At 66.4% G+C, this 25928-nt stretch carries 6 protein-coding genes; 4 read left to right on the top strand and 2 right to left on the bottom strand.

Annotated elements, in window-relative coordinates:
• The first annotated feature begins 500 nt into the window (after positions 1-500).
• The 4 genes from IFU31_RS03565 to IFU31_RS03550 all read left to right on the top strand — a co-directional run bounded on the left by IFU31_RS03565 (position 501) and on the right by IFU31_RS03550 (position 24495).
• Entirely contained in the window at positions 501-19448 is an 18948-nt protein-coding gene (locus tag IFU31_RS03565; protein ID WP_192102314.1) for a BapA/Bap/LapF family large adhesin, read from the top strand.
• A 117-nt stretch (positions 19449-19565) separates the two neighbouring features.
• The gene (locus tag IFU31_RS03560) at positions 19566-21053 is read left to right on the top strand and encodes a TolC family outer membrane protein (RefSeq protein WP_446731016.1); all 1488 of its coding nucleotides are present in this window, start codon (positions 19566-19568) and stop codon (positions 21051-21053) included.
• Entirely contained in the window at positions 21050-23230 is a 2181-nt protein-coding gene (locus IFU31_RS03555) for a type I secretion system permease/ATPase (RefSeq protein WP_192102312.1), read from the top strand. Before IFU31_RS03560 ends, IFU31_RS03555 begins: the two co-directional genes overlap by 4 nt.
• A gap of 14 nt (positions 23231-23244) precedes the next feature.
• Positions 23245-24495: an HlyD family type I secretion periplasmic adaptor subunit gene (locus IFU31_RS03550; protein WP_122713729.1), complete on the top strand. Its 1251-nt coding sequence runs from the start codon at positions 23245-23247 to the stop codon at positions 24493-24495.
• On the opposite strand, the gene IFU31_RS03545 is transcribed toward IFU31_RS03550, so the two are convergent.
• Both IFU31_RS03545 and IFU31_RS03540 read right to left on the bottom strand, forming a co-directional pair.
• Positions 24492-24932, bottom strand: a complete 441-nt coding sequence (locus IFU31_RS03545) for a winged helix-turn-helix domain-containing protein (RefSeq protein WP_185794495.1) — start codon at positions 24930-24932, stop codon at positions 24492-24494. The two genes, IFU31_RS03550 and IFU31_RS03545, sit on opposite strands and share 4 nt — an antisense overlap.
• Positions 24933-25040: 108 nt before the next feature.
• Positions 25041-25766, bottom strand: coding sequence for a helix-turn-helix domain-containing protein (locus tag IFU31_RS03540; RefSeq protein ID WP_192102311.1), 726 nt, complete (start codon positions 25764-25766; stop codon positions 25041-25043).
• Positions 25767-25928 lie beyond the last annotated feature (162 nt).

Below are 25928 nucleotides of genomic sequence, written 5' to 3'. Positions count from 1 at the left end.
GGCAAGGTTCATGACGAAGACTTCACTTGCGCACCCGCCATGTCCGCGTCGCCTCAATGCGTTGATGAGTGATGAATCGATTATCTATGCTTAGTTGTTGCGCAAACTAATATCGCACCACGGATTTTGTCCATCTCTTGTTCAATGATAGCAATGTGATATTCGAAAATTGTTATAAATCGTCAGCTCTTGAGTGCCATCACGTACTAGCCTAACCCATAGATGGCGCAGCGCCATAAAGCCTCAGTCAAGTTGAATGGATTTTAAAAGTCAATCTAAAACAAGCAGTTATAAGTTTAAGGTGGGCTCGTCATGGAAAGATGTCAATTGTTTATCGTTCAGCCGGGCTGTTACGGGTGAACCGACCCAGTGTGCAGTGCCCCGTCCGGGGCAAACATTAGAAGAGACCTTGAATCACTGGCCTCGGTTAGCGCCGAGTACGCGTGAAGTTGTTTGTGCAGTGCCCCGTAGTGCACTGCAAAAATCTGCTAGGAGTAGGTATGGACAGTATCGTTGTTGCTGCGAAGTCGGCGCAAAGCACCTCGGAAATCGCCTGGGGCAATATAAAGCTGTTGGATACCAGCCTGGTCAAACTGCCAGTGGATCCCAGCGATGTCGCTTCGGCCACGCGTTCCGGCAACAATCTGACCATCACCCTCAAATCCGGCGAGCAGATAACGCTCGGAGACTTCTTCAAGGTCGATGCGGCCGGGCAGCAGAGTGAATTGGTCTTCGAAGGCCAGGACGGTTTTCTCTGGCAGGCCAACTACGGTGAACCCTTCACCGGCTTTACCTTCTCCGAAGCCTCGACCGTGGACGAATTGCTGCTGGCCGGTGCGGCCGCCAGCGGTGCCACGCCTGGCTGGTTGCTCGCTGCGTTCGGCCTGGTAGGCGTAGGCGCCACCACGGCTGCAGTGGGCGGCGGAGGCGGTGGCGGCGGTGGTGGCGGCGGCGCGCCCGTACCGCCCGTGGAACCGGTACCGCCCGTTGATACGACGGCACCGGGCGCCCCGACCGGGCTCAGTTTCGCCGCCGATGGCAGCAGCGTTTCGGGCAGCGCCGAAAGCAATGCCTCGGTGATCATTCGCGATGCCCAAGGCAACGTGGTCGGCAGCGGAACCGTGGGTGCCGATGGCAATTTCCAGGTGGCGTTCCCCACGCCTCAGGCCAATGGTGAATCGCTGGAAGTGATCATCACCGACGGCTCGGGCAACAGTTCGGACCCGGTGGTCATCACCGCACCCGATATCACTGCGCCCGCAGCGCCCGGTGCACTGGCGCTCAGTCCCGATGGCAGCACCTTGACCGGTACCGGCGAGCCCGGCGCTACCGTCACCGTGACCACGGCCACCGGCGTGGTCCTGGGCTCGGCCGTGGTAGCGGCCGACGGCACGTTCAACCTGACCCTGACCCCGCCGCAGATCAACGGCGAAGCCTTGAGCGCCACGCAAACCGATGCAGCGGGCAACCAATCGCCCGCCGCAGGCCTGATTGCGCCTGACCTGACCCCTGGCCCTACTCCTGACCCAACGCCTGACCCAACCCCCGACACCACCGCTCCAAACGCGCCGACCGGCCTGGCCATCAGTGCCAATGGCAGCGTGCTGACCGGTCGCGGTGAGGCCGGCACGCTGGTCAATGTCACCGATGCGGCCGGTAACCTGATTGCCACCGGAACCGTGGATGCCAGCGGCAATTTCCGCGTCGATCTCAGTCCAGCACAGGCCAACGGGCAGGGCCTGGGCGTTACCCTGACCGACGCCTCAGGCAATGTTTCGTTGCCCGCCAACGTGCTGGCCCCGGACATCGAGGCCCCGTCTGCGCCGAGCAATTTGAGCATTGACGGCAGCGGTCTGGTGCTCAGCGGGCGCGCCGAGGCAGGCGCTACCGTGGCGGTGCGCGACGCCGCCGGTAACCTGCTCGGCACCGGTACGGCCAACGCCAGCGGCATCTTCCAGATCACCTTGAGCGCTGCTCAGATCGACGGCGAAACCCTCAGCGTGGTGGCCACCGACGCGGCGGGCAATGCGTCGCTGCCTGGCCAATTGCAGGTGCCGGACCTCAGCGTGTCCGAACCGATCACCGATTTCGTCGTCAGCGCCGATGGTTTCTCTTGCGGCGGCCGCGGCCAGGCGGGCGACACCGTGACCATCACCAACGCCGCTGGCGACGCCATCGGCAGCGCGGTGGTGAATGCGTTCGGCCGCTTTTTCATCCGTTTTGCACTGCGCCTCACCCCCAATGAACCGATCACTGCCACGCAGACCGACGAGAACGGTAACGTCACCTCCACGTTCAGCATGTTGGTGCCTGATGACATCGGCCCCGGCACCCCGGACAACCTCAACCTGAGCCAGGACGGGCTGACCCTGACAGGTACCGGCAATGCCGGCGATACCGTGCGTGTCTTTACCAGCCAGGGCGTGTTGCTGGGCAGCGCCATCGTCAACGTCGATGGCAGCTTCTCGATTACCCTTGGCCAGGCCCAGACCAATGGCGAGACGCTGACGCTCATCGCCACCGACTTCGATAACGAAGCCTCGGTGCCGGTGCCCTTCGTTGCGCCCGACAGCACAGCGCCAGCCGCCGTCGGCAACCTTGGTTTCAATGCCGATGGCACGACCCTGACCGGCATCGGCGAGCCTGGCGCCACCGTGACCGTGCGCAATGCCCAGGGCAACGTGGTAGGCACTGCTACGGTCAATGCCGCCGGCAATTTCGTTGTCAGCCTCTCCCCGGCCCAGGCCGATGGGCAAGTGCTCAGCGTCACCCAGACCGATGCGGCCGGCAATCCTTCGGTTGCGGTACCGGCGACGGCGCCGGACATCACCGCCGGCGTGGACCTCAGCGAAGTGGCTATCAGTGCTGACGGCAGCCTGGTGAGCGGTCGTGGCCAGCCGGGCGATACCGTCACCGTCACGGCAGCGAACGGGGCAGTGCTGGCCACCGGCGTGGTCGCGGCCGATGGCACCTTCAACCTTTCCCTGGCTGCGCCACAGACCAATGGCCAGGCGCTGCTCGTCGGTCAACAGGACGCCGCCGGCAATGCCTCGGCCAATGTCGGCCTGACCGCACCTGATCTGGAAGCACCGGTGGCGCCGAGCAACCTGGCCCTGAATGCCGGCGGTACCGTGCTCTCGGGCGTGGGCGAGGCCGGCACCACGGTGTCGGTGAAAAACGCGGCCGGCACGGTGCTGGGCACCGCCCTGGTCGCGGCCGACGGCACCTTCCAGGTCACCCTGTCGAGCGCTCAGGCCAATGGCCAGGCACTGACGTTGAGCGCCGTGGATGCGGCCGGCAACAGCTCGCCATCGGTTCCCTTCACCGCGCCGGACACCACCGCGCCGAATGCGGTCACCAACCTGTTGATCAGCGCCGACGGCCTGACCCTGACCGGGCGTGGCGAGCCGGGTGCCACGGTGACCATCAGCAATGCTGCAGGCGCGGTGATCGGCACTGCCACGGTCGGTGCCAATGGCAATTTCAGCACTGCGCTGGCACCGGCCGCCGTCGAAGGCGACCTGCTGAGCGCGGTGCAAGCCGATGCCTCCGCAAACGTTTCGACTCCGGTCTTCATCACCGCACCCGACGCGATTGGCCCGGGCACGCCTGGCAATCTGGCATTGAGCAGCGACGGCCTGCAGCTGACCGGCACCGGCAGCGCCGGCAACACCGTCAACGTCTTCGGCCCGCAGGGCAACCTGCTGGGCACGGCCACCGTAGCTGCCAACGGCACGTTCGTCATTACCCTGACCCAACCCCAGACCAACGGTGAAGTGCTGTCGGTGGTCGCCACCGATGCGCTGGGCGAAGCCTCGGTGCCGGTCGAAATCACCGCCCTCGATTCGACCGCGCCTGACCCGGTGAGCGGCGTTGCCATCAGCGCCAACGGCGCTACCGTGACCGGTAGCGGTGAAGCAGGTGCCAGCGTCATCGTGCGTGGCGCCAACGGTGCGGTGATAGGTACCGGCACCGTCGCCACCGACGGTACCTTCAGCGTCGCCTTGAACCCACCGCAACTGAATGCCCAGCAGCTTCAGGTCAGCCAGACCGATGCATCGGGCAACAGCGCCACCGCCGTCGACCTGACCGCGCCCGACCTGACCGCACCGGCCGCGCTCTCGCAATTGGCCGTGAGCAACGACGGCCTGACCCTGACCGGACGCGGCGAAGTCGGCGCCACCGTGACGGTGCTCGCGCCGAACGGCGTCGCGCTGGGCACGGCAACGGTGGGCAGCGACGGCTTGTTCAGCGTTACGCTCAACGCTGCCCAGACCAACGGCCAGAACCTCAGCGTCAGCCAGAGCGACGCTGCCGGCAACCGCTCGCCCATCACCCTTGCGCAAGCACCCGACACCGAAGCGCCTGCCGCACCCGGTGCCTTGCAGCTCAACGGCAGCGGAACCGTATTGACCGGCTTGGGCGAGGCCGGTGCCACGGTGCGCGTGGTCGGTGCCAACGGCGTCGAGCTGGGCAATGCCGTGGTCGCGGCCAACGGTACTTTCCAGGTAAGCCTCGCGCCGGCCCAAGCCAACGGTCAGTTGCTCGAGGTCACCCAGACCGACGGCGCCGGCCAGACTTCGGTGCCGGTAGCGATCACCGCCGCCGACAGCACCGCTCCCGGTGCCTTGGCCAATGTGCTCCTGAGCCGTGATGGACTGAGCGTGACCGGTACGGGTGAGAGCGGGGCCACGGTCACCGTTCGCGCGGCCAACGGCGCCGTCCTTGGCAGCGCCGTGGTGGGCAGTGATGGCACCTTCAGCGTTGGCCTGGCCAGCGCTCAGGTCAACGGCGAACGCCTGGGCGCCGCCCAGACCGACCCAAGCGGCAACGTCTCGCCGACCACCTTCGTCACCGCTGCCGATGTGACTGCGCCCGGCGCCCCGGCGGCCCTGGCGCTGGACGCCAGCGGGCTGGTGCTGACCGGTACCGGCGAGGCGGGCGCCACCGTGCGCATCACCAATGCACAAGGCACGCTGCTGGGCACCGGCACAGTGGCAGCCAATGGCACCTTCAGCATTACCTTGAGCGCGGCCCAGACCAATGGCCAGAGCCTCAAGGCCGTGGCCACCGATGCGGCCAGCAACAGCTCGGCGGCCAGCACCCTGGTCGCCGCCGACACCACCGCGCCGATTGCGGTCGGCAACCTGGCGATCAGCCCAAATGGCCTGACGCTGTCGGGCACCGGTGAAGTGGGCGCCAGTGTCGCCGTGCGGGCCGCCAACGGCGACCTGATCGGCACCGGCACCGTGGGTGCCAATGGTATTTTCGTCATTGCACTGAATCGTGCGGCGCTGCAGAGCGACGTCCTCAACGTGATCGAGACCGATGCGGCCGGCAATGCGTCGCCACCCGTCACCGTCAACGGGCCGGACGGCAACGAGCCGGCGGCCCCCGGCAACCTGGTGATCAGCCTCGATGGCGTGACGCTCACCGGTACTGCTCTGGCCGGCAACACCGTGACCGTCGTCGATGCGCAAGGCGCAGTACTCGGCTCGGCCGTGGTCAATGCCTCCGGCCAGTTCAGCCTGACCCTGTCGCCGGCGCAGAACAACGGCGAGCTGCTCAGCGTGCAGGCCAGCGACGGCGTACGCGTGTCGGTGCCAACCCTGCTCACGGCGCTGGACACCACGCCACCCGATGCCCTCGACAACGTCCAGCTCAGCGCCAACGGCAGCACCTTGAGCGGTACGGGTGAGGTGGGTGCCACGGTCAACGTGCGCGGCGCCCAGGGCCAATTGCTCGGCACCGGCACGGTCGGCAGCGATGGCACCTTCAGCATCGCTTTCACTCCGGCACTGATCGACCGTCAGGTACTGACCGCCACCCAGACCGATCCGGGTGGCAATGTCTCGGCCGCGGTCAGCGTGACTGCTCCGGACTTCACCGCTCCGCTGGCTGCGTCGGGCTTGAGCCTGAACGCTTTGGGCACGGTGCTCAACGGTGTCGGCGAGGCGGGCACCACAGTCGCCGTGCGCGATGCGGCAGGCGTGATCATCGGCAACGGTAGCGTGGCCGCCAACGGCACGTTCCAGATCACCCTGACCACGGCGCAGCTGACCGGCACCACTTTGCAAGTGACATTGACGGACGCGGCAGGCAACGTTTCGCCCTCGGCGGCGCTGCCTGTCGCCGACGTTACCGCACCGGGCGTGGTGACCGGCCTGCAGCTCAATGTGGCGGGCACGCTGCTGACCGGCAAGGGTGAAGTGGGCGCGACGGTCAGCGTGACCGCAGCCAATGGCGCGGTGCTTGGCAGCGCCGTCGTCGGTGCAACCGGCAGCTTCGTTGTCAATCTGGTACCTGCGCAAGCCAATGGCGAGGTGCTCGATGTGCAGCAGGTAGACGCTGCGGGCAACCTGTCGCTGCCGGTGGCGCTGGTCGCCGCCGACGTGACCGCGCCCATCGCTTTGAGCACTGTTGCCATCAGCGCCAACGGCGCGGTCGTCACCGGTGTGGGTGAAGCGGGGGCGACCGTGCGGGTATTGACCAGTGCCGGTGGCGAACTGGGCACTGCGACGGTCGGCGCCGATGGGCGCTTCTCGGTCACCCTGAGTACGCCGCAGATCAATCTGCAGTCGCTCACCGTGACCCAGGCCGATGCCGCCGGCAACCTGTCGGCCAACGTCAACCTGACTGCGCCTGACCTGCAGGCGCCGAGCGCGCCCACCAACGTCGTGCTGACCGCGCAAGGCTCGGCCGTCACGGGCCAGGCCGAGCCCGGCACGGTGGTGTCGGTGGTGGTCAGTGACGCCCAGGGCAATGTGCTGGGCACTGCGACCGTCGCCGCCAACGGCACTTTCCAGGTCAACCTGAACACGCCGCAGACCAATGGCCAGACGCTGCTGGTGACCTCCACCGATGCCGCCGGCAACGTGTCCACCTCGATCACCGTCATTGCTGCCGACTTGACTGCGCCCAACCAGGCCACCGATCTTGCGGTCAATCCCGCGGGTACCCTGCTGGCCGGCAAAGGCGAAGTCGGTGCCACGGTTACCGTGTTCGATGCCCAAGGCACGCAGATCGGTACCGGCACCGTCGGCCCCACCGGCAGCTTCCTCGTCACCCTGACACCCGTCGCACAGAACGCCGTGCTGAGCGTGACGCTCACCGACCGTTTCGACAATGTTTCGCTGCCCGCCAGCGTGACGGTGCCCGACGCCAACGGGCCCGATCAACCCACCGCGCTGGTGCTCAGCGCCGACGGCCTGCGCCTGAGCGGTATAGCCGACGCGGGCAATACCATCACCGTGCGCGGCCCCACTGGCGTGCTGGGCACCACCACGGTCAATGCCGATGGCACGTTCCAGCTGACCTTGAGCGCGGCGCAGACCAATGGCGAACAACTGGATGTCGTGGCCAGCAGCGGTGGCTTCAATTCGCTGCCCGGCCAGCTTACCGCCATCGACAGCACAGCTCCGGCGCTGACCAATGTCGCCATCAGCAATGACGGCAGCCTGATCACCGGGCGCGGCGAAGCAGGCGCCACGGTCACCGTACTCAACCCGGCCGGCGTGACGATTGCCACGGCCATCGTCGGTATCAGCGGGCAGTTCAGTGTGACGCTGACGCCGCCGCAGATAGATGCGCAACGCTTGCAGGTCAACCAGGTCGACGGGGCGGGCAACAGTTCGGTGCCGGCCACTGTGACCGCACCTGACCTGACCCTGCCCGGCAGCGTGCTGCAGCCGCTGGTAAGCGCCGATGGCCTGGTGGTCAGCGGGCGTGGCGAAGCAGGTGCCACGGTCACCGTGTTCGCCAGCAATGGCGTGGTGCTGGGCACCGGCGTGGTCGATGCAAATGGTCTGTTCAGCGTCAACCTGAATCAAGCCCAGAACAATGGCCAGACCCTTACCCTGTCGCAACGCGACCCGGCCGGCAACGAGTCGGCAGTGGTCAGCGTGCAGGCAGGCGATACCCTGGCTCCGTTGGCGCCCGCTGCGCTGGTACTCGACAGCACCGGGTCGTCGCTCAGTGGTACCGGCGAGATCGGTGCAACCGTTCAGATCAGAAATGCCAACGGCGACCTCATCGGCAGTGGCGTGGTAGGCGCCAATGGCCGCTTCCAGATCAGCCTGGACACGCCGCAGGTAGCCGGGCAACTGTTGGCCGTCACGCAGAGCGATGCGGCGGGCAACACCTCGCCAGCCACACCGCTGAGCGCCCCGGACACCACCGCGCCGACCGCGCTGCTCAACGTCGTGCTCAGCAACGACGGACGGCTGGTCAGCGGTACGGGTGAGGCGGGAGCCAATGTGACCGTGCGCAGTGCCGCCGGTGTGTCGTTGGGCAGCACTGTGGTGGCCGCGGACGGCAGTTTCACTGTCATCTTGAGCAGTCCGCAACTCAATGGTCAGACGTTGTCGCTGGTGCAGGTCGACGCCGCCAGCAACGTCTCGCCCACCTTCAGCCTGCAGGCAGCCGACATCACCGCTCCGGCAGTGCCGACTGGGCTGTCGCTGAGCCTGGCGGGTACGCTGCTTTCGGGTGTCACCGAGGCAGGTGCTTCCGTCAGCATCACCGGAGCCCAGGGCCAGGTCATCGGCAGCGGCGTTGCCGGCAGCGATGGCACCTTCGCCATTACCCTGGCGTCTGCCCAGGCCAATGGCCAGGCCCTGCGCGTCACGGCCACCGATGCCGCAGGCAATACCTCGGCGCCGGCCACCCTGCTGGCAGCCGACATCACCCCACCGGTAGCGGTCAGCAATCTGGTGGTCAGCGCCGACGGCACCTTGCTCAGCGGCTCGGGCGAGGCCAATGCCACCGTGCGCATCACCGCCGCCAACGGCGATCTGCTCGGCACCGGCACGGTGAACGCGAACGGTACTTTCCTGATTACCTTGAACCGGCCTGCCATCCTCAGCGACGTGCTGACCGTGATCGAAACCGATGCCGCCGGCAACCCCTCGCTGCCGGCGCAGGTCAACGGCCCGGACGGCGGTGCGCCGATCGCTCCGGCCAATCTGCTGCTGACCCTGGAAGGCGCGATCCTGACCGGCACCGGTTCGGCGGGGGCGCTCATTCGTGTCACCAGTATCACGGGTGTGCTGCTGGGCAGCGGTACGGTCAATGCGTTGGGCACGTTCAGCATCCTGCTCGATGCCCCGCAACGCAACGGCGAAGTGCTGAGCGTGCAGGCCAGTGACGCGATTGGTCGTGTCTCGATTCCGGTGTCGCTGACTGCCGGAGACACCACCGCGCCCGACCTGCTTGCCAACGTCCAGCTCAGCGCCAACGGCGCGCTGGTTACCGGCAGCGGCGAGGCAGGCGCGCAAGTCACCGTGCGCAACGCGCTGAACCAGTCTGTCGGCACCGCCACGGTGGCCACGGACGGCACCTTCACGGTCAACCTGGTGCCGGCCCAGACCAACCTTCAGGTGCTCACCGTGACCCAGGCCGATGCGGCCGGCAACCTGTCGCTGGGTGTGACCCTGATCGCGCCTGACCTGACCGCGCCCGAGGCGCCGGTGGCGCTGGTGCTCAACGATGTCGGCACAGTGTTGACCGGCGCCGGCGAGGCGGGTGCCAACGTGGTGGTGCGCAACGCCCTGGGCGTCCAGGTCGGTGCCGGCACCGTGAACGCCAACGGTACGTTCCAGATCACCCTGGACGCGCCGCAGATCGACGGCGGTACCCTGAGGGTCACCCTCGGCGACAGCGCGGGCAACCTGTCCCTGGTGGGCACTGTGGTTGGCCGCGACTCCCTTGCACCGTTGGCGGTGGTGGCGCCTGTCATCAACGCCGACGGTAGCCTGATCACCGGGCGCGGCGAAGCCGGTGCGACCGTCACCGTCACCAGCCTTGCCGGCAGCGTGCTCGGCTCGGCCGTGGTTGCCGCCAATGGCACGTTCAGTCTGGTGCTCGATCCTCCCCAGGCCAACGGCCAGCTTCTGGACGTGCTGCAGACCGACGCGGCCGGCAACGCCTCGGTGCCGGTTGCGCTGCAGGCGCCGGACATTACCCCGCCCACCGCGCTCAGCGAAGTGCTCATCAGCGCCGATGGCCTGGTGGTCAGCGGTCGCGGCGAGGCCGGTGCTTCGGTTCGCGTATTGCTCGGCAACACCGAGCTGGGCCGCGCCGACGTCAACGCCAGCGGGCAGTTCACCATCACGCTGAACAATCCTCAGGTGAACCTGCAGCAGCTCACCGTCAGCCAGGTCGATGCCGCCGGCAACTTCTCCGCCAACGTCACGCTGAACGCACCGGACCTGCAGGCGCCGGCAGCCCCGACCGATGTGGTGCTCACGCCGCAGGGCGGGGCGGTGATCGGCAAGGCAGAACCCGGCAGCGTGGTCTCGGTGGTGGTCAGCGATGCCCAGGGCAATGTGCTGGGCACGGCCACGGTGGCGGCGAACGGCACCTTCCAGGTCGACCTGGCGTTCCCGCAAACCAACGGCCAGACGCTGCTGGTCACGTCGACCGATGCCGCCGGCAACACCTCGACCAGCATCACCGTGATCGCAGCCGACCTCACCGCGCCGGATGCGCCCACTGCTCTGGGTGTCAGCCTCGATGGTCTGACCGTGGTCGGCCAGGGCGAAATCGGCAGCACTGCCACCGTGCGCGCCGTCAACGGCGACGTGCTCGGCGCCGCAGCGGTCGGTCCGAACGGCATTTTCACCGTCGTGCTGCTGCGCGCCGCCACCGAAAACGAGGTGCTCAACGTCACCTTGACCGATGCGGCCCGCAACGTGTCGACGGCAACCGTCGTGGTCGCCCCCGATGTCAACGGTCCCGATCAACCCACTGCGCTGCTGCTGGGCGGCAATGGCCTGACCCTCAGCGGGCAGGGCGATGTCGGCAACACCATTACCGTGCGCAGCGTGACGGGCGTGGTACTGGGCACGGCAGTGGTGGACGCCACGGGCAATTTCCAGGTCGCACTGAACGTAGCCCAGACCAATGGCGAAACGCTCGAAGTCATTGCCACCAGCGGCGCACTGGTATCGCTGCCTGCGCTGATCACGGTAGCCGACACCACGCCGCCCGGCCTGATCAGCAACCTGCTGGTCAGCCTCGACGGCACCCAAGTCACGGGGCGCGGCGAGGCCGGCTCGATCGTCACCATTCGCGGCCCCGACAACGCCGTGCTGGGCACGGCGACGGTCGGCGTCACCGGCGCCTTTACCGTGTCGCTGAACGTCGCGCAGACCAATGGTCAGGTGCTCAGTGCCGTGCAGGTGGACGGCGGCAACAACCCATCCACAGCTGTGACCGTGGTTGCTCGCGACAGCACGCTGCCCGACGCTCCCGCAGCGGTGCTCAATCCTGCCGGCACCCTGGTGACCGGCACCGCCGAACCCGGCACGCGGGTCACTGTCATCGTCAGCGATGCTCAAGGCAATGTGCTGGGCACTACCACGGTGGCAGCCGATGGCAGCTACGAGGTCGACCTGGGCACCGCGCAGGCCAACGGCCAGACCTTGCTGGTAACCACCACCGATGCCGCCGGCAACGTGTCCGCCAGCACCACGCTGTTCGCGCTGGACACCACCCCACCTGCGCCGGTCACCGCGCTGGTGATCAGCCCGAACGGCGATTTGCTGGCTGGCCGCGGCGAGCCGGCTGCCGAGGTGACCGTGCGCGACGCGGGCGGCACCGTCATCGGTATCGGCGTGGTCGGTGCCACGGGCAGCTTCCTCATCACCCTCACTGCCCCCGTCGCCCCAGGGGACGTGCTCACCGTCGTACAGGAAGATGCCGTGGGTAACGCGTCGGACGACGTGGACGTAACCGTACCCGATGGCACCGGCCCGGACCAACCCAGCGCGCTGCTGCTCAGCGGCAACGGCCTGCAGCTGAGCGGTCTGGCCGATGCTGGCAATACCGTGACCGTACGCAGTGCCACCGGCGTGGTGCTGGGCACCGCAGTGGCCGATGGCAACGGTGCTTTCACGGTCGCGTTGTCGAGCCCGCAGCTCAACGGCGAACAGCTGGAAGTGGTTGCCAACCTCGGTGCGCTGGTCTCGGTGCCTGCGCAAGTGCAGGCCCTCGACCTGACCGCGCCGGGCGCAGTGACCGATCTGGTGGCCAGTGCCGATGGCACTCAGCTGACCGGTCGCGGCGAAGTGGGCGCCACCGTTACCGTGCTCGCGCCCGACGGTACTGCGCTGGGCAGCGTCGTCATCGGCGTTACCGGCACCTTCACCGTACCGTTCGCGGTCGCGCAGCTGGGCGGCGGCAATCTCGCCGTATCGCAGACCGACGCGGCCGGCAACCTTTCGCCGACGGCCTTGGTGCCTGCGGTGGACAGCACACCGCCCGTGGCACCTACCGCCGCCGTCGACCTCAGCGGTGGGGCAGTGGTGGGTGTTGCGGAACCGGGCACCGTGGTCACGGTGATCGTCAGCGATGCTCAGGGCAATGTGCTGGGGACCGCCACGGTCGCCCCCAACGGCAGCTACGAAGTGGTTCTGGGGGCGGCGCAGACCAATGGCCAGACCTTGCTGGTCACCTCCACCGATGCGGCGGGCAACGTCTCGTCGACCACTCTGGTGGTCGCGCCCGACACCACGGTGCCGAACCCGGTCACCGACCTTGTGGTCAGCGCCGACGGTGCGCTGTTGACCGGCAAGGGCGAAATCGGCGCACAGGTCACCGTACTCGGCGTGGGTGGTATTTCGGTCGGCACGGCCACGGTCGATGGAAACGGCAATTTCACCGTGACGCTCGATCCGATCTCCGGCGACCGCACCTTGCTCAGCGTCACTCAGGCCGACCCGGCCGGCAACGTTTCGACCGTCGCCACCGTCACCACGCCGGACACCAATGGCCCGGATGTACCGACCGCACTGCTGCTCAGCACCGACGGGCTGCAGTTGGTGGGCCAGGGTGATGTCGGCAACCTGATCACCGTGCGCAACCTGCAAGGGACCGTCCTGGGTACCGCGACCGTCGATGGCAGCGGCGTCTTCCAGGTGCAGCTTTCTGCTGCCCAGCTCAATGGCGAAATCCTCCAGGTCACGGCCGCCGACGGCGCGCTGACCTCGCTGCCGGCGCAACTGACGGCGCCGGATGTGACCGCTCCCAGCAACCTTGGCGCACTGTCGGTCAGCCTCGACGGCACGGTGCTGACCGGGCGCGGCGAAGCCGGTGCAACCGTGGTGATCACTGGCCCTGGCAACGTGGTGCTGGGCACTGCCGTGGTCGCGGTGACAGGGGTGTTCATTGCCAACCTGGCCACGCCACAACTCAATGGCCAGGCCTTGAGCGTGGTGCAGACCGACCTGGCCGGCAACGCTTCGCAGGCCCTCGTCACGCTCGCCGGCGACCGTACGCCACCCGCAGCGCCGGCCGATCTGGCGGTCATCAACCAGGGCCTGGTGCTGACCGGCACGGGTGAGCCCGGTGCGCTGGCCACGGTCACCAATGCCCAGAACGTCGTCCTGGGCACCGCCACCGTCCTGCTCGATGGCAGCTTCCAGGTGGTGTTGAGCCAGGCGCAGGTCAACGGCCAAGCCTTGGGCGTGACCCTGACCGATGCCGCGGGCAACGTGTCGGTGCCGGGCGCCGTTCTGGCGGGCGACACCACCGCACCGGTGCCTTTGACCAATATCGCCATCAGCAATGACGGCGCATTGACCAGCCTCTTGACCGGCAAGGGCGAGCCCGGTGCCGTGGTCAGCGTGACCCGGCTGGACGGTACCGTACTGGGCAGCGGCGCGGTCTCGGCGGCGGGCAATTTCAGCGTCACTCTGACGCCAGCGGTGATCACCGGCGAGCTTCTGAACCTGGTGCAGACCGATACCGCAGGCAATGTCTCGCCAATCGCGACGATCAATTCGCCGGACACCACTGCACCCGAATTGCTGACCCAGGTTGCAATCAACCTCACCACCGGGGCCACTGTCACCGGCCGGGGAGAGCCTGGCGCCACGGCGACCGTGCGCGACGCCGCCGGGGTAGTCCTGGGCAGCGCCCAGGTGGCAGCCGACAACAGCTTCGTCGTGACCCTGTCGCCGGCGCAGATCAACAACCAGCCGCTGACCGTGGCCCAGACGGATGCGTCCGGCAACGTGGGTGCGAGCACCCCGATCTTCGCGCCGGACCTGACCCCACCGGCTGCGCCGACGCAACTGCTGCTCAATGCCAGCGGTACCGTGCTCAGTGGCGTGGGCGAAGCCAATGCCACGGTGCTGGTGAAGAACGCGGCAGGCGTGACCCTGGGCACGGCGACCACCGTAGCGGCCGATGGTACCTTCCAGGTGACGTTGCCGGCGCAGCTCAACGGTCAGTCGCTGGTGGTGACGCTGACCGACGCGGCTGGCAATGTCTCGGGCCCCGGCAGCCTGCTGGCCGGCGACACCACGCCGCCGGCGGCGCCGACCATTCTGGCGCTGAACGCGACCGGCACGCTGCTCACCGGTACCGGCGAGCCCGGCGCGCAGTTGATCATCCGCAACAACCTCAATGTGTCGGTGGGCACCGGCACGGTCAACGCCGATGGCACCTACAGCGTCACGCTCGGCGTGGCGCAGATCAACGGTGAAGTGCTCAGCGTCCGCCAGGTCGATGCCGCCGGCAACGCCTCCGCTGCGGTCACCATTACTGCCAGCGATCTCCAGGCTCCGACCGCACTGGTCAACCTGGCGGTATCGACCAGCGGCCTGCAACTGACCGGCAGCGGCGAAGCGCTCGCGCGCATCGTGGTCAAGAACGTGCTGGGTGTGCAGATTGGCGCGGCGACTGCTGATGTCGACGGTAATTTCACCGTCAACCTGGCCACTGCTCAGCTCAACGGCCAGGTGCTTGTCGTGACCCAGGCCGACGTGGCTGGCAACGTCTCGCTGCCGTTCAACTTTGCGGTACCGGATGTCACCGCGCCACTGGCATTGACCCTGACGGCGGTCAGCGCCGACGGTCGTATCGTCACCGGGCGTGGCGAAGCCGGCGCGACGGTGACCGTCACCGGTCCGCTGAACGCGACACTGGGCACGGCTGTCGTTGCAGCGGACGGTACGTTCAACGTGACCCTGAGCACCCCGCAGACCAACTTCGAAGCCTTGCTGCTGGTCCAGCGTGACGCTGCGGGGAACACGTCCGCCGGGGTTACCGTCAACGCCCCTGACCTGACTCCACCGGCGCTGCCGGCGGGGCTGGGCCTGAGCGCCAACGGTCTGCTGTTCAACGGCACGGCGGAGGCGGGCGCGAGGGTGTTCGTGAGCAACGCTCAGGGCGCTGCGCTGGGCAACGTTCTGGTCGGTGCCAATGGCACCTTCAGCGTGCCGCTGAGCCTGGCACAACTCAATGGCGGGACGCTGGAGGTGTACGCCCAGGATGCCGCCGGCAACAAATCCGCGCTGGCACGTTTGACCGTTCCCGATATCACTCCACCGAGCCTGGCCACGCAACTGGTGGTGAATGCCGCGGGCACCGTGCTCACCGGCAAGGGTGAGGCCGGGGCGACCGTCAGTGTCGGGTTGCTGGTCGGACAGACCCCTGTGGTGCTCGGCACGGCGGTGGTCGACGTCAATGGCAACTTCCAGGTGCCGCTGCTGCCGGCTGCCCTCGGCGGTCAGCTGTTGACCGTGATCCAGACCGATGCGGCGGGCAATCCTTCGGCTATCGCCTCGTTGAACATTCCTGTGGAGCTGCCACCGGCCGCGCCGCAGGTCAGCACCATCACCAGCAACGGCGTGACCCTGACCGGCACCACCGAGGCGGGCACCACCGTGGTGGTGCGCAACGCCGCCGGGACCGTGCTCGGCACCGGTGTCACCACCGGTACCACCTTTACCGTGACCCTCAATCCACCCCAGGCCAACGGCCAGGTGCTCGAACTGCACGCCACCAAAGGCGCGCTCACGTCGATCGCGACCTTCTACACCTCGGTCGACAGCACCGCGCCAGTGCCCATCACCGCACTGGACGTCAACGGTACCGGTACGCTCGTTACCGGCCGAGGCGAGGCGGGCGCCACTGTGCGGGTCACCAATGCCGCCGGCGTGGTGGTAGGCACTGGTGTGGTCGGTTTGAACGGCAGCTTTGCCGTGGTGCTGCCAGTGGCCCAGGCCAATGGCGGTACCCTGACGGCGGTGCAGGTGGATGCCGCGCAGAACGTGTCCACGGCGGTCAGCATCGCCGCACCCGATATCGTCGCACCCGTGGCACCGGTGATCACCGGCCTGAGCAATGCCGGGCAGACCCTCAGCGGCACCGGTGAAGCCGGTGCCATCGCGACCGTCTACAACGCTGCAGGGGTTGCCATCGGCACGGCCACCGTCCTGCCCAATGGCACCTTTGCGGTGACCTTGAGCAGCCCGCAACTCAATGGCCAATTGCTCAGCGTCAAGCTGGCCGATGCCGCCGGCAATGTGTCGGTGGGCACGCCGTTCCTGGCGCTCGACACCACCCCACCGACGGCGTTGGTCAACGTCGCGCTGGCCACCAATGGCAGCAGCGTGAGCGGGCAGGGTGAGGCCGGCGCGCGGGTAACCGTCAGCGTTGGCGGCGTGGCATTGGGCAATGCCGTGGTCGATGCCAGCGGCAACTTCAGCGTCGGCCTCAGCGCCGCGCAGCTCAATGGTCAGCAACTGACCGTGGTGCAGACCGATGCCGCCGGGCTGACGTCGCCGATCACCACACTCACGGCCCGTGATGCCACCGCGCCGAACGCACCGACCGCACTGTTGCTGGTCGGCGGCGTGAGCCTGAGCGGCGTCGGCGAAGCCAACAGCACCGTCAAGGTCTACGGGGCCAACAACGCTCTGCTGGCCGAGGGGCCGGTGAACGCGCTGGGTCTGTTCACGGTGACACTGGCTGCGCCGCAGCTCAACGGAGGCGCGCTGCGCGTGACCCTCACCGATGCGGCCGGCAACGTGTCCGCAGCGGGCCAACTGGGTGTGGCCGACACCACGCCACCGGCTGCGCCAACCGCCACTATCAGTGCCAGCGGCACCGTGGTGTCGGGCACCGGCGAGGCGGGGGCCACGGTCACCGTGCGCAGTGGCGCCAGCGTGCTGGGCACGGCGCTGGTCGCCGCCAACGGCACCTACAGCGTTACCCTCAATGCCGCGCAGATCAACAGCCAGGTGCTGACCGTCAGCCAGGCCGATGCCGCCGCCAACGTTTCGCCAACGGCCACCACCACCGCGCCGGACCTGACCCCGCCGAACCTGGCCACCGGGCTGGTAGTGGCGGGCGATGGTCTGACCCTGCGCGGGGCCGGCGAGCCGGGCGCCACGGTCAGCGTCAAGGCGGCCAACGGCGTCGTGCTCAACGTGGCGCCGGTCACTGTGGGGGCTGATGGCACCTTCACCGTGGCCTTGAACGCCGCGCAGATCAACGGCGAGCGCCTGAGTGTCACGCTCACCGACGGGCGCGGCAACGTCAGCGCCGGCGCGGCTGTGGTGGCACCGGACATCGACGTCAACGAGCCAGTGATCGCCTCCAACAACCTGGCAACCGCTACGGTCAACATCACGCCGGTCACGGTGGCCAGCGAGTACACCAACACCAGCGTCAGCCTGCTGCTGGGCCAGGTGAAGGCGTTCGGTTTCACGGTGGCTGCCGGTACCGTGACCGATCCGTTGATCACGGTGACCAACAACGCCTTGCTCGGTGTGCTGCCAGCGTCGGCCTTCGCTCTGGAGGTGCAGAACGCCGCCGGTAACTGGGTAACCCTGGCCAACAGCACGACCAATCCGCAGTTGCTCAATCTGATCGGGCTGGGGACCAACCAGGTGCAGGCCGACATCGGCTTGCTCCAGGCCGGCAACTATCGCCTGACGGTCGCCAGCAGTCTGGTTTCGCTGCTCGACAGCCTGACCACGCAGATCCAGTTCGTGACCACCAGCCTGACCCAGTTCACCGGAACCCCGGCGCCATTGGACGGCAACGTCATCACCGATCCAGGTGTGAACGGCCTGGCTGACCGCACCGGGCCGGACAACGGTGCGGTGCTGCAGGTACTCAAGAACGGCACCTACGTGACGGCCGGGGCGGGCACCATGGTGCAGGGCCTGTACGGCCAACTGACCATCGACAGTACCGGCAAGTACACCTACAACCCGAGCGGGGCGGTCGCCAGCGTGGGCAAGGTCGAAGACTTCCAGTACCAGTTGGTGCACCCCAATGGCTTGAGCTCGACGGCCCATCTGTACGTGCGCATCGACAGCGCCAACGTCAACGAGGTGTGGAACCCCAACAACCTGGCCGCCAACGCCACGCTGGTGGATGCCATCAATGACACCGCAGCGAGTGCCTTGAGCCTGGTCGGCCAGTTCACCGACACCACGGCCACGATCGGTCGCTATGACAGCAGCTTGCTCGGCGGTCGCGGCGAGTTCACGTTCACCGTGGCGCCGAACACCTTGAGCGACCTGACCTTGTCGGTCACCGGCAGCGGCCTGTCGCTGCTGTCGCCGGTCAACTTCGTGCTGTCCAAGCTGCAGGCCAACGGCACCTATGTTCAGGTAGGGTCCTATTCGGGTGCCAACCTGATCGCGATCGGCAGCGCCGGCCTGGGTGTGCGCGTCGAGGACCAGACTGCCGGCACCTACCGCCTGGTCGTCACCAACGGTGGCCTGGGAGTGGCATCGAGCTACACCGCAGCGGTACGTCAGGAGGCGACGTCCACCAGCACCTTCGTGGTCGGCAGCGCCACCACGGCGGTGGGCAACCTGCTGACCGGGGCGGGCGCCGATGTACTGGGTTCCTCGTACACCTCGCTCAGCGTGCTGAGTGCCGGGGCGTTCGTTCTGCCCGGAGTCAATGGCGTGACCATTGCCGGTGCCCATGGCGCGCTGCTGGTCAATGCCGATGGCAGCTATGCCTATACACCGACCTTGAACCAGGGCAGCGCCGTGATTGGCCAGACCGACGTGTTCACCTATCAACTCAACCACCCCACCGGAGCCAGTGATACCGCCACCCTGACCATCAACCTCAACAACGCTGCCGCGCCGGCCACTTTCGCGCGCCTGGCGTCGTTCGCCAGTGACGACACCAGCGCCGATCACGCTGCCGTTGCCGGCAGTGACCGGCACGACCCGCAAGGCACTTCAGGCGATGATCTGCTCGATGGCGCCCAGGGCGGGGCGCTGACCTTGCACGGTCACGACGGTAACGACACCATCGTCATCTACGACCAGACGTTCGCCTCGGTCGACGGCGGTGCCGGGACCGATACGCTGAAGTGGAGCGGTGGCGATGCCGACATCGACCTGAGCAACCTGGCAGCACGCATCAACAACATCGAGGTCATCGACCTGAACCAGTCCAGCAAGGTCAATCTGACCTTGAGCTTGAGCGACCTGCTGTCGGTCACCGACGCCAGCACCGACAAGCTACTGATCCTGGGCGACAGCCACGACACCGTGCACATGACCGGCGCAACCTGGGCGCCGGGCGCCACACAGACGGACAACGGCGTGCAGTACAACGTCTACACTCCCCAGGAGGACCCCTCGCACCATCTGTGGGTCCAGAGCGGTATCAGTGTCGTCTGATACCCGCTACCAGCGTCGGGCCTGCGGGCCCGGCGTCGCGGCAGGAAGTCGCACGCCGCCTGAATCGGGCGTGCCATCAAGAACAGGAAGTGGGGGATTGGCTTGAAGTGCACCTCTTTGGCGACACATATTTCAGTGGCCGTTCTGGCACTGGGCATCACACCGCTCTACAGCCTGCCGGCACATGCCGCAGACACCCTCGAACCCGGGCTCAAGGTCATCAGCCCGAGCCGCTTGGAAACCCGCCCCGAGCAGACCGCTCGGCCGCGTCCACGCAATGTCGCCAGGCCTGCGATTGCGTCCGGTGCAACGGCGGCGGGGGCGAGGCTCGACGATTCCGATCTGGCCGCACCGGCCTCCGGCACCCAGCTGGGCCTGGTCCAGGCCGTCCGCCTGGCGGTGGAATGGCATCCGAGCATCGGCGAGGCGATCGGCACCCTGTACCAGCAAGGTGAAGGCATCAACGTGGCGCGTGCCGGCTACTATCCACGCATCACCGGCGGGCTGCGTGGTGGTCTCGACAGTTCCTACGGTGGCAGTGGCACCAGCCAGGCGGTGAACATTTCGCTCAAGCAGATGCTCTACGACTTCGGCAAGGTCGACAGTGCGGTCGACGTTGCCAAGGCCCGCGTCGCGCGCAGTCAGGCCCAAGTACTGCTGAGCATCGATCAGGTGGCGCGCGACACCTCCCAGGCCTACATCGAGGTGCAGCGCTATCAACGCCTGCTGCAGGTCGCTCGCGAGCAGATCAAGGGCATCGCCGGCATTGCCGAGCTGGCACGTCAGCGCAGCGACATGGGCGCCGCCACGCGTTCGGACGTGGTCCAGGCCAGGTCCCGAGAAGACGGCGCGCGTGCCACCCTGCTGCAGTATCAGGCGCTGTACAACCGCTGGCGAGCCAACCTCATCAACCTGGTAGGACGCGCCGCGCCGTTCGACGTCAACGACGATTTTCCGCCGTCGCTGCTGGCCTCCTGCAACGCTGCAGAACCGGACATGAACGCCTTGCCCGGCATCCTGGTAGCCAACGCGCAACGGGTCGAGGCCCAGGCGGCCATTCGCCAGGCCCGTGCCGATGGGCTGCCGACGCTGTCGGTCGACCCCACTCTGAACCACTACCTGGACAGCAACTACAACAGCAACAATTCCAATATCGACCGTACCCAGGCAGGCATCTTCATCAACCTCGACGTGCCGTTCTACCAGGGCGGTGCCACCACCGCGCGTACCGCCGCAGCCACCTATGCCCTGACTGCCGCCGACTCGGCCGAAGATGCCGCCCGCCTGCAGGCCCGTCAGGGCTTGTTCGAAGCGCAGGCGCAAACCGCCAGCCTGGACCGCCGGCTCGGCTCGCTGCAGTCGCGCCAGGGCAGCATTTCCGAAGCCCGCGAGCTGTACGGCCAGCAATACCTGGAGTTGGGCACGCGGCCACTGCTCGACCTGCTCAACGCCGAGCAGGAGATCCACCAGTCGCGCTTCGACCTGGCCAATACCGAAGCTGACCTGCGCCGCCTGCAGGTGGACTGCCTGTACAGCACTGGTGCCCTGCGCAGTGCCTACCGGATCGATCAAAGCACCATCCAAGGCGTGGAGATACTGCCATGAACGATGCCGTGAACCTGCCCCTGGACGCGGAATCGGTACAACCCGCGCAAACCTTCTCGCGCCAGGACTACCGGGTCTGGCTCGACGCGATCCTCGGTGTGGCGCGTCACTACCGCCTGGAGTGCTCGGCGGAAAACGTGCGTATCGCATCGCTGCGTGCCGACGATTCCAGCGTCGAGGACGTCCTGCGGCAGATGGCCCGGCAGGCCGGCCTGACGATCAAGTTCGCCCGCTACGACCCCACCACCCTGACCCAGTGGCGCACGCCGCTGGTGGTGCAGCTCAAGGACGGCCAGGTCGGCATCATCCAGGTGCTCGGCGATGACGAGCAGATCGGCATCGCCTATAGCGGCGACCAAGGGCTGCAGAGCAGCATCGACCGCCAGACCCTGCTCGACAATGCCCTGCGCACGGTGATCCTGCGTCCGGCCCGGCCGGTCAGCGACGTGCGCACCAACGACTATATCAAGCCCTACGACGAGCACTGGTTCCGCAAGATCGTGCTGCGCGACCTCAGGCCCTACGGGCACGTCATGCTGGCCTCGCTGGTGGCCAACATCCTCGGCCTGGGCGGAGTGCTGTTCTCCATGCAGGTTTACGACCGGGTGATCCCGGCCGAATCGCTGCCCACCCTGTACGTGCTGTTCGGCGGCGTGCTGCTGGCGATCACCTTCGACTTCATCATGCGCATCATGCGCATGAAGATCACCGACCTGCTGGGCAAGCGCGCCGACCTGCGCGTCAGCGACCTGGTCTTCGGCCACGCGATGCGCCTGCGCAACTCGGCGCGGCCCAAGTCCACCGGTTCGTTCATCTCGCAGCTGCGCGAACTCGAATCGCTGCGTGACCTGATCACCTCCAGCACTGCCACGGCCCTGGCTGACCTGCCGTTCTTCCTGATCTTCCTGGTTGTGTTCTACCTGATCGGCGGGCCACTGGTGCTGATTCCCCTGTGCGCACTGGTGGCGATGGTGGTGCCTGGGCTGATGGCCCAGCGCAAGCTGGCGCGATTGGCCAACGAATCCATGCGCGAATCAGCGCTGCGCAACGCCATGCTGGTAGAAACCGTGCAGGGCATGGACGACATCAAGAGCCTGCAGGCCGAGCAGCGCTTCCAGCAGCAATGGAACCACTACAACGCCGTGGCGGCAGACAGCAGCCTGCGCCTGCGCACCTTGACCAACGGCCTGGTGGCCTGGACGCAGAACGTGCAGAGCGCGGTGTTCGCCATCGTCATCGTGTTCGGCGCGCCCATGGTGATCGCCGGCGACCTCACCACCGGTAGCCTGGTGGCCGCCTCGATTCTGGCCTCGCGGATGATGGCGCCGGTCTCGCAGCTGACCCATGTGCTGACCCGCTGGCAGCAGGCCAAGGTTGCCCTCGAAGGCCTCAACCGCTTGATGCTGCTGCCGGTCGATCACCCCGAAGGCGCCCAGCGCGTGCACCTGCCGGTGATCGGCGGGCGCTACGAGCTCAAGCGCGCCAGCTTCAAGTACAGCGAGGAGTCGCGCACTCCGGCACTGACCGTCAACGAGTTGAGCATCGCGCCGGGCGAGCGCATCGCCGTGCTTGGCCGCAACGGTGCCGGCAAGTCGACCTTGCTCCAGGCCCTGGCCGGTGGCGTGGACCTGAGCGGCGGCAGCATCAGCCTCGACGGCGTTGCCCTGGGCCATATCGACCCTGCCGACGTGCGCCGCGACATCGGCCTGCTCACGCAGAACTCGCGGCTGTTCCACGGCAGCCTGCGCGAGAACCTGATCATGGGTGCCGGGCAGGCATCGGACCAGGAGATCATCGCTGCACTGGAAATCACCGGCGCGCTGGATTTCGTGCGCCAGTGCCCGACCGGCATGGATCACTTGATTCTCGAAGGCGGCCTCGGCCTGTCGGGTGGTCAGCGCCAATCGCTGCTGCTGTCGCGTCTGCTGATCCGCCAGCCGCACATCCTGCTGCTCGACGAGCCCACCGCGTCGCTGGACGAAACCACCGAACGCCGGCTGATCCAGAACCTGGCGACCTGGGGCCAGGGCCGCACGATCATCGTTGCCACCCATCGCACCAGCGTGCTGGCCCTGGTCGACCGGATCATCGTGGTCGACAACGGTCAGGTGGTGATCGACGACACCAAGGAAAACGCCATCGCCAGACTGTCGCGTCCCAAGGGCGCGGCTCAATGAAGGAGGGCAGGGCAATGGATACAGGCAAGTCTTTCAAGGTGCTGGGCTCCGGTGAATTCAAGCGCATCCCGCTGCTCAGCGAAGACGGTGCGCCGGGCCAGTCGTATTATCAGGACGGTGTCGACGACTCCACCGTGGTGCGCGCGACCCGCGTGGTGTGGGTCGCGGTGGCGATGCTGCTGGCGTTCTTCGTCTGGGCATTCTTCTTCGAGGTCGTGGAAGTCTCCACCGGCACCGGCAAAGTCATTCCCAGCTCTCGGGAACAGCTGATCCAGTCGCTCGAAGGTGGCATCGTGGCCGAGATGAACGTGACCGAAGGGGCGATCGTCGAACGCGGTCAGGTGCTGGCCCAGCTGGACCCGACCAAGACCGAATCCAACTTCGGCGAGAGCGCGGCGAAATACCGCGCGACCTTGGCCAGTGTTGCCCGCCTGCAGGCCGAAGTCGGGCTCAAGCCCCTGAAGTTCCCGGCCGAGCTCGACGCCTATCCGGCCTTGCTCAAGGCCGAAACCGAGCTGTACAACGTCCGCCGTCGTGGTCTGGACGACTCGCTGGCCGGCATCAACGAATCCCTGCGGCTGGTGCGCAGCGAATTGCAGATCACCGAAAACCTGGCCAGAACCGGTGCTGCCAGCCGGGTGGAAGTACTGCGGCTGAATCGGCAGCGCTCTGAACTCGAGCTCAAGCTCACCGAAGCCCGTTCCGATTACATGGTGCGGGCCCGCGAGGAGCTGGCCAAGGCCAATGCCGATGTGGAAACACTGACCGCGGTGCTCAAGGGCCGCTCCGATTCGGTGTCGCGCCTGACCCTGCGCTCGCCCGTGCGTGGCATCGTCAAGGACATCGAAGTCACCACCATCGGCGGCGTGGTGCCGCCCAATGGCCAATTGATGCAGATCGTGCCGCTGGACGAGCGCCTGCTGATCGAAGCGAGAATTTCACCCCGCGACATCGCTTTCATTCATCCCGATCAGCAAGCCAAGGTAAAGATCACCGCCTATGACTATTCGATCTACGGCGGGCTCGACGGCCGGGTGGTGACCATCTCGCCCGATACCATCCAGGATGAAGTGAAACCCGAGGTGTTCTATTACCGAGTGTTCATCCGCACCGATTCCGACTCGCTGGAGAACAAGGCCGGGAAGAAATTCGCCATCGTCCCCGGCATGATCGCCACGGTCGACATCACCACAGGCCACAAGACAGTGCTGGATTATTTGATAAAGCCGCTGAACAGGGCCAAGGAAGCCCTGCGCGAACGCTAGGAAGAGCAGGGGGGCTCGGCAGCCTGGCCCCCCGGCGATTTCCAGCTTGGGCAATACGCCGAACGCACCACCTGGGCCAGGCAATAGCCGCGGTTGCGTACCGAGCGGATCAGGCGTTCGCCACCGCTGCATTGGCCAAACTTGCTTTGCAGGCGGCTCAGGGACATTTCCAGACCGTTGTACTGACTGGGGTTCTTGCCCAGTCCGGCAATCAGCGCTTCCTTGCTGACCACCCGCTCGCTGCTGAAGGCGAGCAGGCTCAGCAGCGAGCACTCGGTGCGCGTCAAGGCCACGCTGATGCCATTCTGGGTCAGGGTTCGGTCGATGTCGTTGAACCACCAGCGGCCGTGTGCGAGCTGCGCATCATCCGCTGTTTGATGGGCCGTATAGAGCTGCGTATAGACGGAAGAATATTTGTTGCCAAGGTCCGTAGGCATGGGGTCGTTCCTTCAAAACGTGGTGCTGGATCCAATTTCTCTATCAATTCAAGGCTAGTACGCTTTGAAAAAATCGCCAATGGCCATCGGTCAGTCGAAAAACGCTTTTCAGCGAAAGGCGATGGGCGGGGGCGAGATGCAGCCGCGAATCAGGCGGTAGCCGGTGCCGCGTACGCTCTGGATGACATGGGTGCCGAAGGCTCGGCGAATGCTGCTGCGCAGGCGACTGACGAATTTCTCCACCACCCGCACGTCGTAGGTGCGCATATTAAGCCCCAGCAGTTGCGCCAGATCGTCGAAGCTCAGCTGGTGATGAGGGGCGTAGAGCAGCGCCAGGACCACCTGAACCTGCACAAAGGTCAGGTCCAGGCGTCGCGTCGCGTCTTCCAGGCACAGACGTACGGGATCCAGCACCGGTGGGGCCAGATTCCAGTAGTCGGGGTTCTGGAACAGCGCGAGATAGAATGCTTCGCGCTCCTGCTCCGGGCCCGGCAATCGCAGCACGTGGTCGGCCCCTGCGTGTTGGTAGGCTTGGCGAATGGCGGGGTCGGCGCCGGTCAGGGCGACCAGCACCGACGCCCAGCTGTTGCCTCGACGGATGTCGTCGACCCAGCGGACGCCCTGTTGTCGTTCGCCACGGGCAGGCTCGACGAGAATGGCCTTGTGCCGGCTCTTTTCGTAGTCGAATGTCGGCTGCAAGTCCGGCTGCAGGCCCTCGACGGGCAGGGAAAGGTGGTGAAGGCAGCGCTCGAGCGAGTCGCTCCGTGAGGTATCGCTGCAAAGCATGAGAAGACGCGGTTCAAGCGGGTAAAACAGTGCAGCCAAAACGTCCATGTGTATCATTCCTGCTGTTCGCCGAGCCGACGAACAAGGCGCAGCATCGAGCTGCTTGGATCCAAGTCACTACACTGTGTACTGGCGCTACGCTATCGGCAAGCGACTTGTTCGCAACGCTTCCCGCAGGTGGCTTGTCACCCGCCCGCTGCGTTGCGTATT

The organism is Pseudomonas sp. CFBP 13602 (assembly GCF_014842725.1).
Lineage (GTDB): Bacteria > Pseudomonadota > Gammaproteobacteria > Pseudomonadales > Pseudomonadaceae > Aquipseudomonas > Aquipseudomonas baltica.
Note: the sequence above shows the minus strand (reverse complement) of the source record. Positions and strands in the feature narration are given on the sequence as shown.

Coding starts and splice junctions, on each gene's coding strand:
- IFU31_RS03550 (WP_122713729.1), top strand. CDS start 23,245: ATGGATACAGGCAAGTCTTTCAAGGTGCTGGGCTCCGGTGAATTCAAG.
- IFU31_RS03565 (WP_192102314.1), top strand. CDS start 501: ATGGACAGTATCGTTGTTGCTGCGAAGTCGGCGCAAAGCACCTCGGAA.
- IFU31_RS03545 (WP_185794495.1), bottom strand. CDS start 24,932: ATGCCTACGGACCTTGGCAACAAATATTCTTCCGTCTATACGCAGCTC.
- IFU31_RS03555 (WP_192102312.1), top strand. CDS start 21,050: ATGAACGATGCCGTGAACCTGCCCCTGGACGCGGAATCGGTACAACCC.
- IFU31_RS03540 (WP_192102311.1), bottom strand. CDS start 25,766: ATGGACGTTTTGGCTGCACTGTTTTACCCGCTTGAACCGCGTCTTCTC.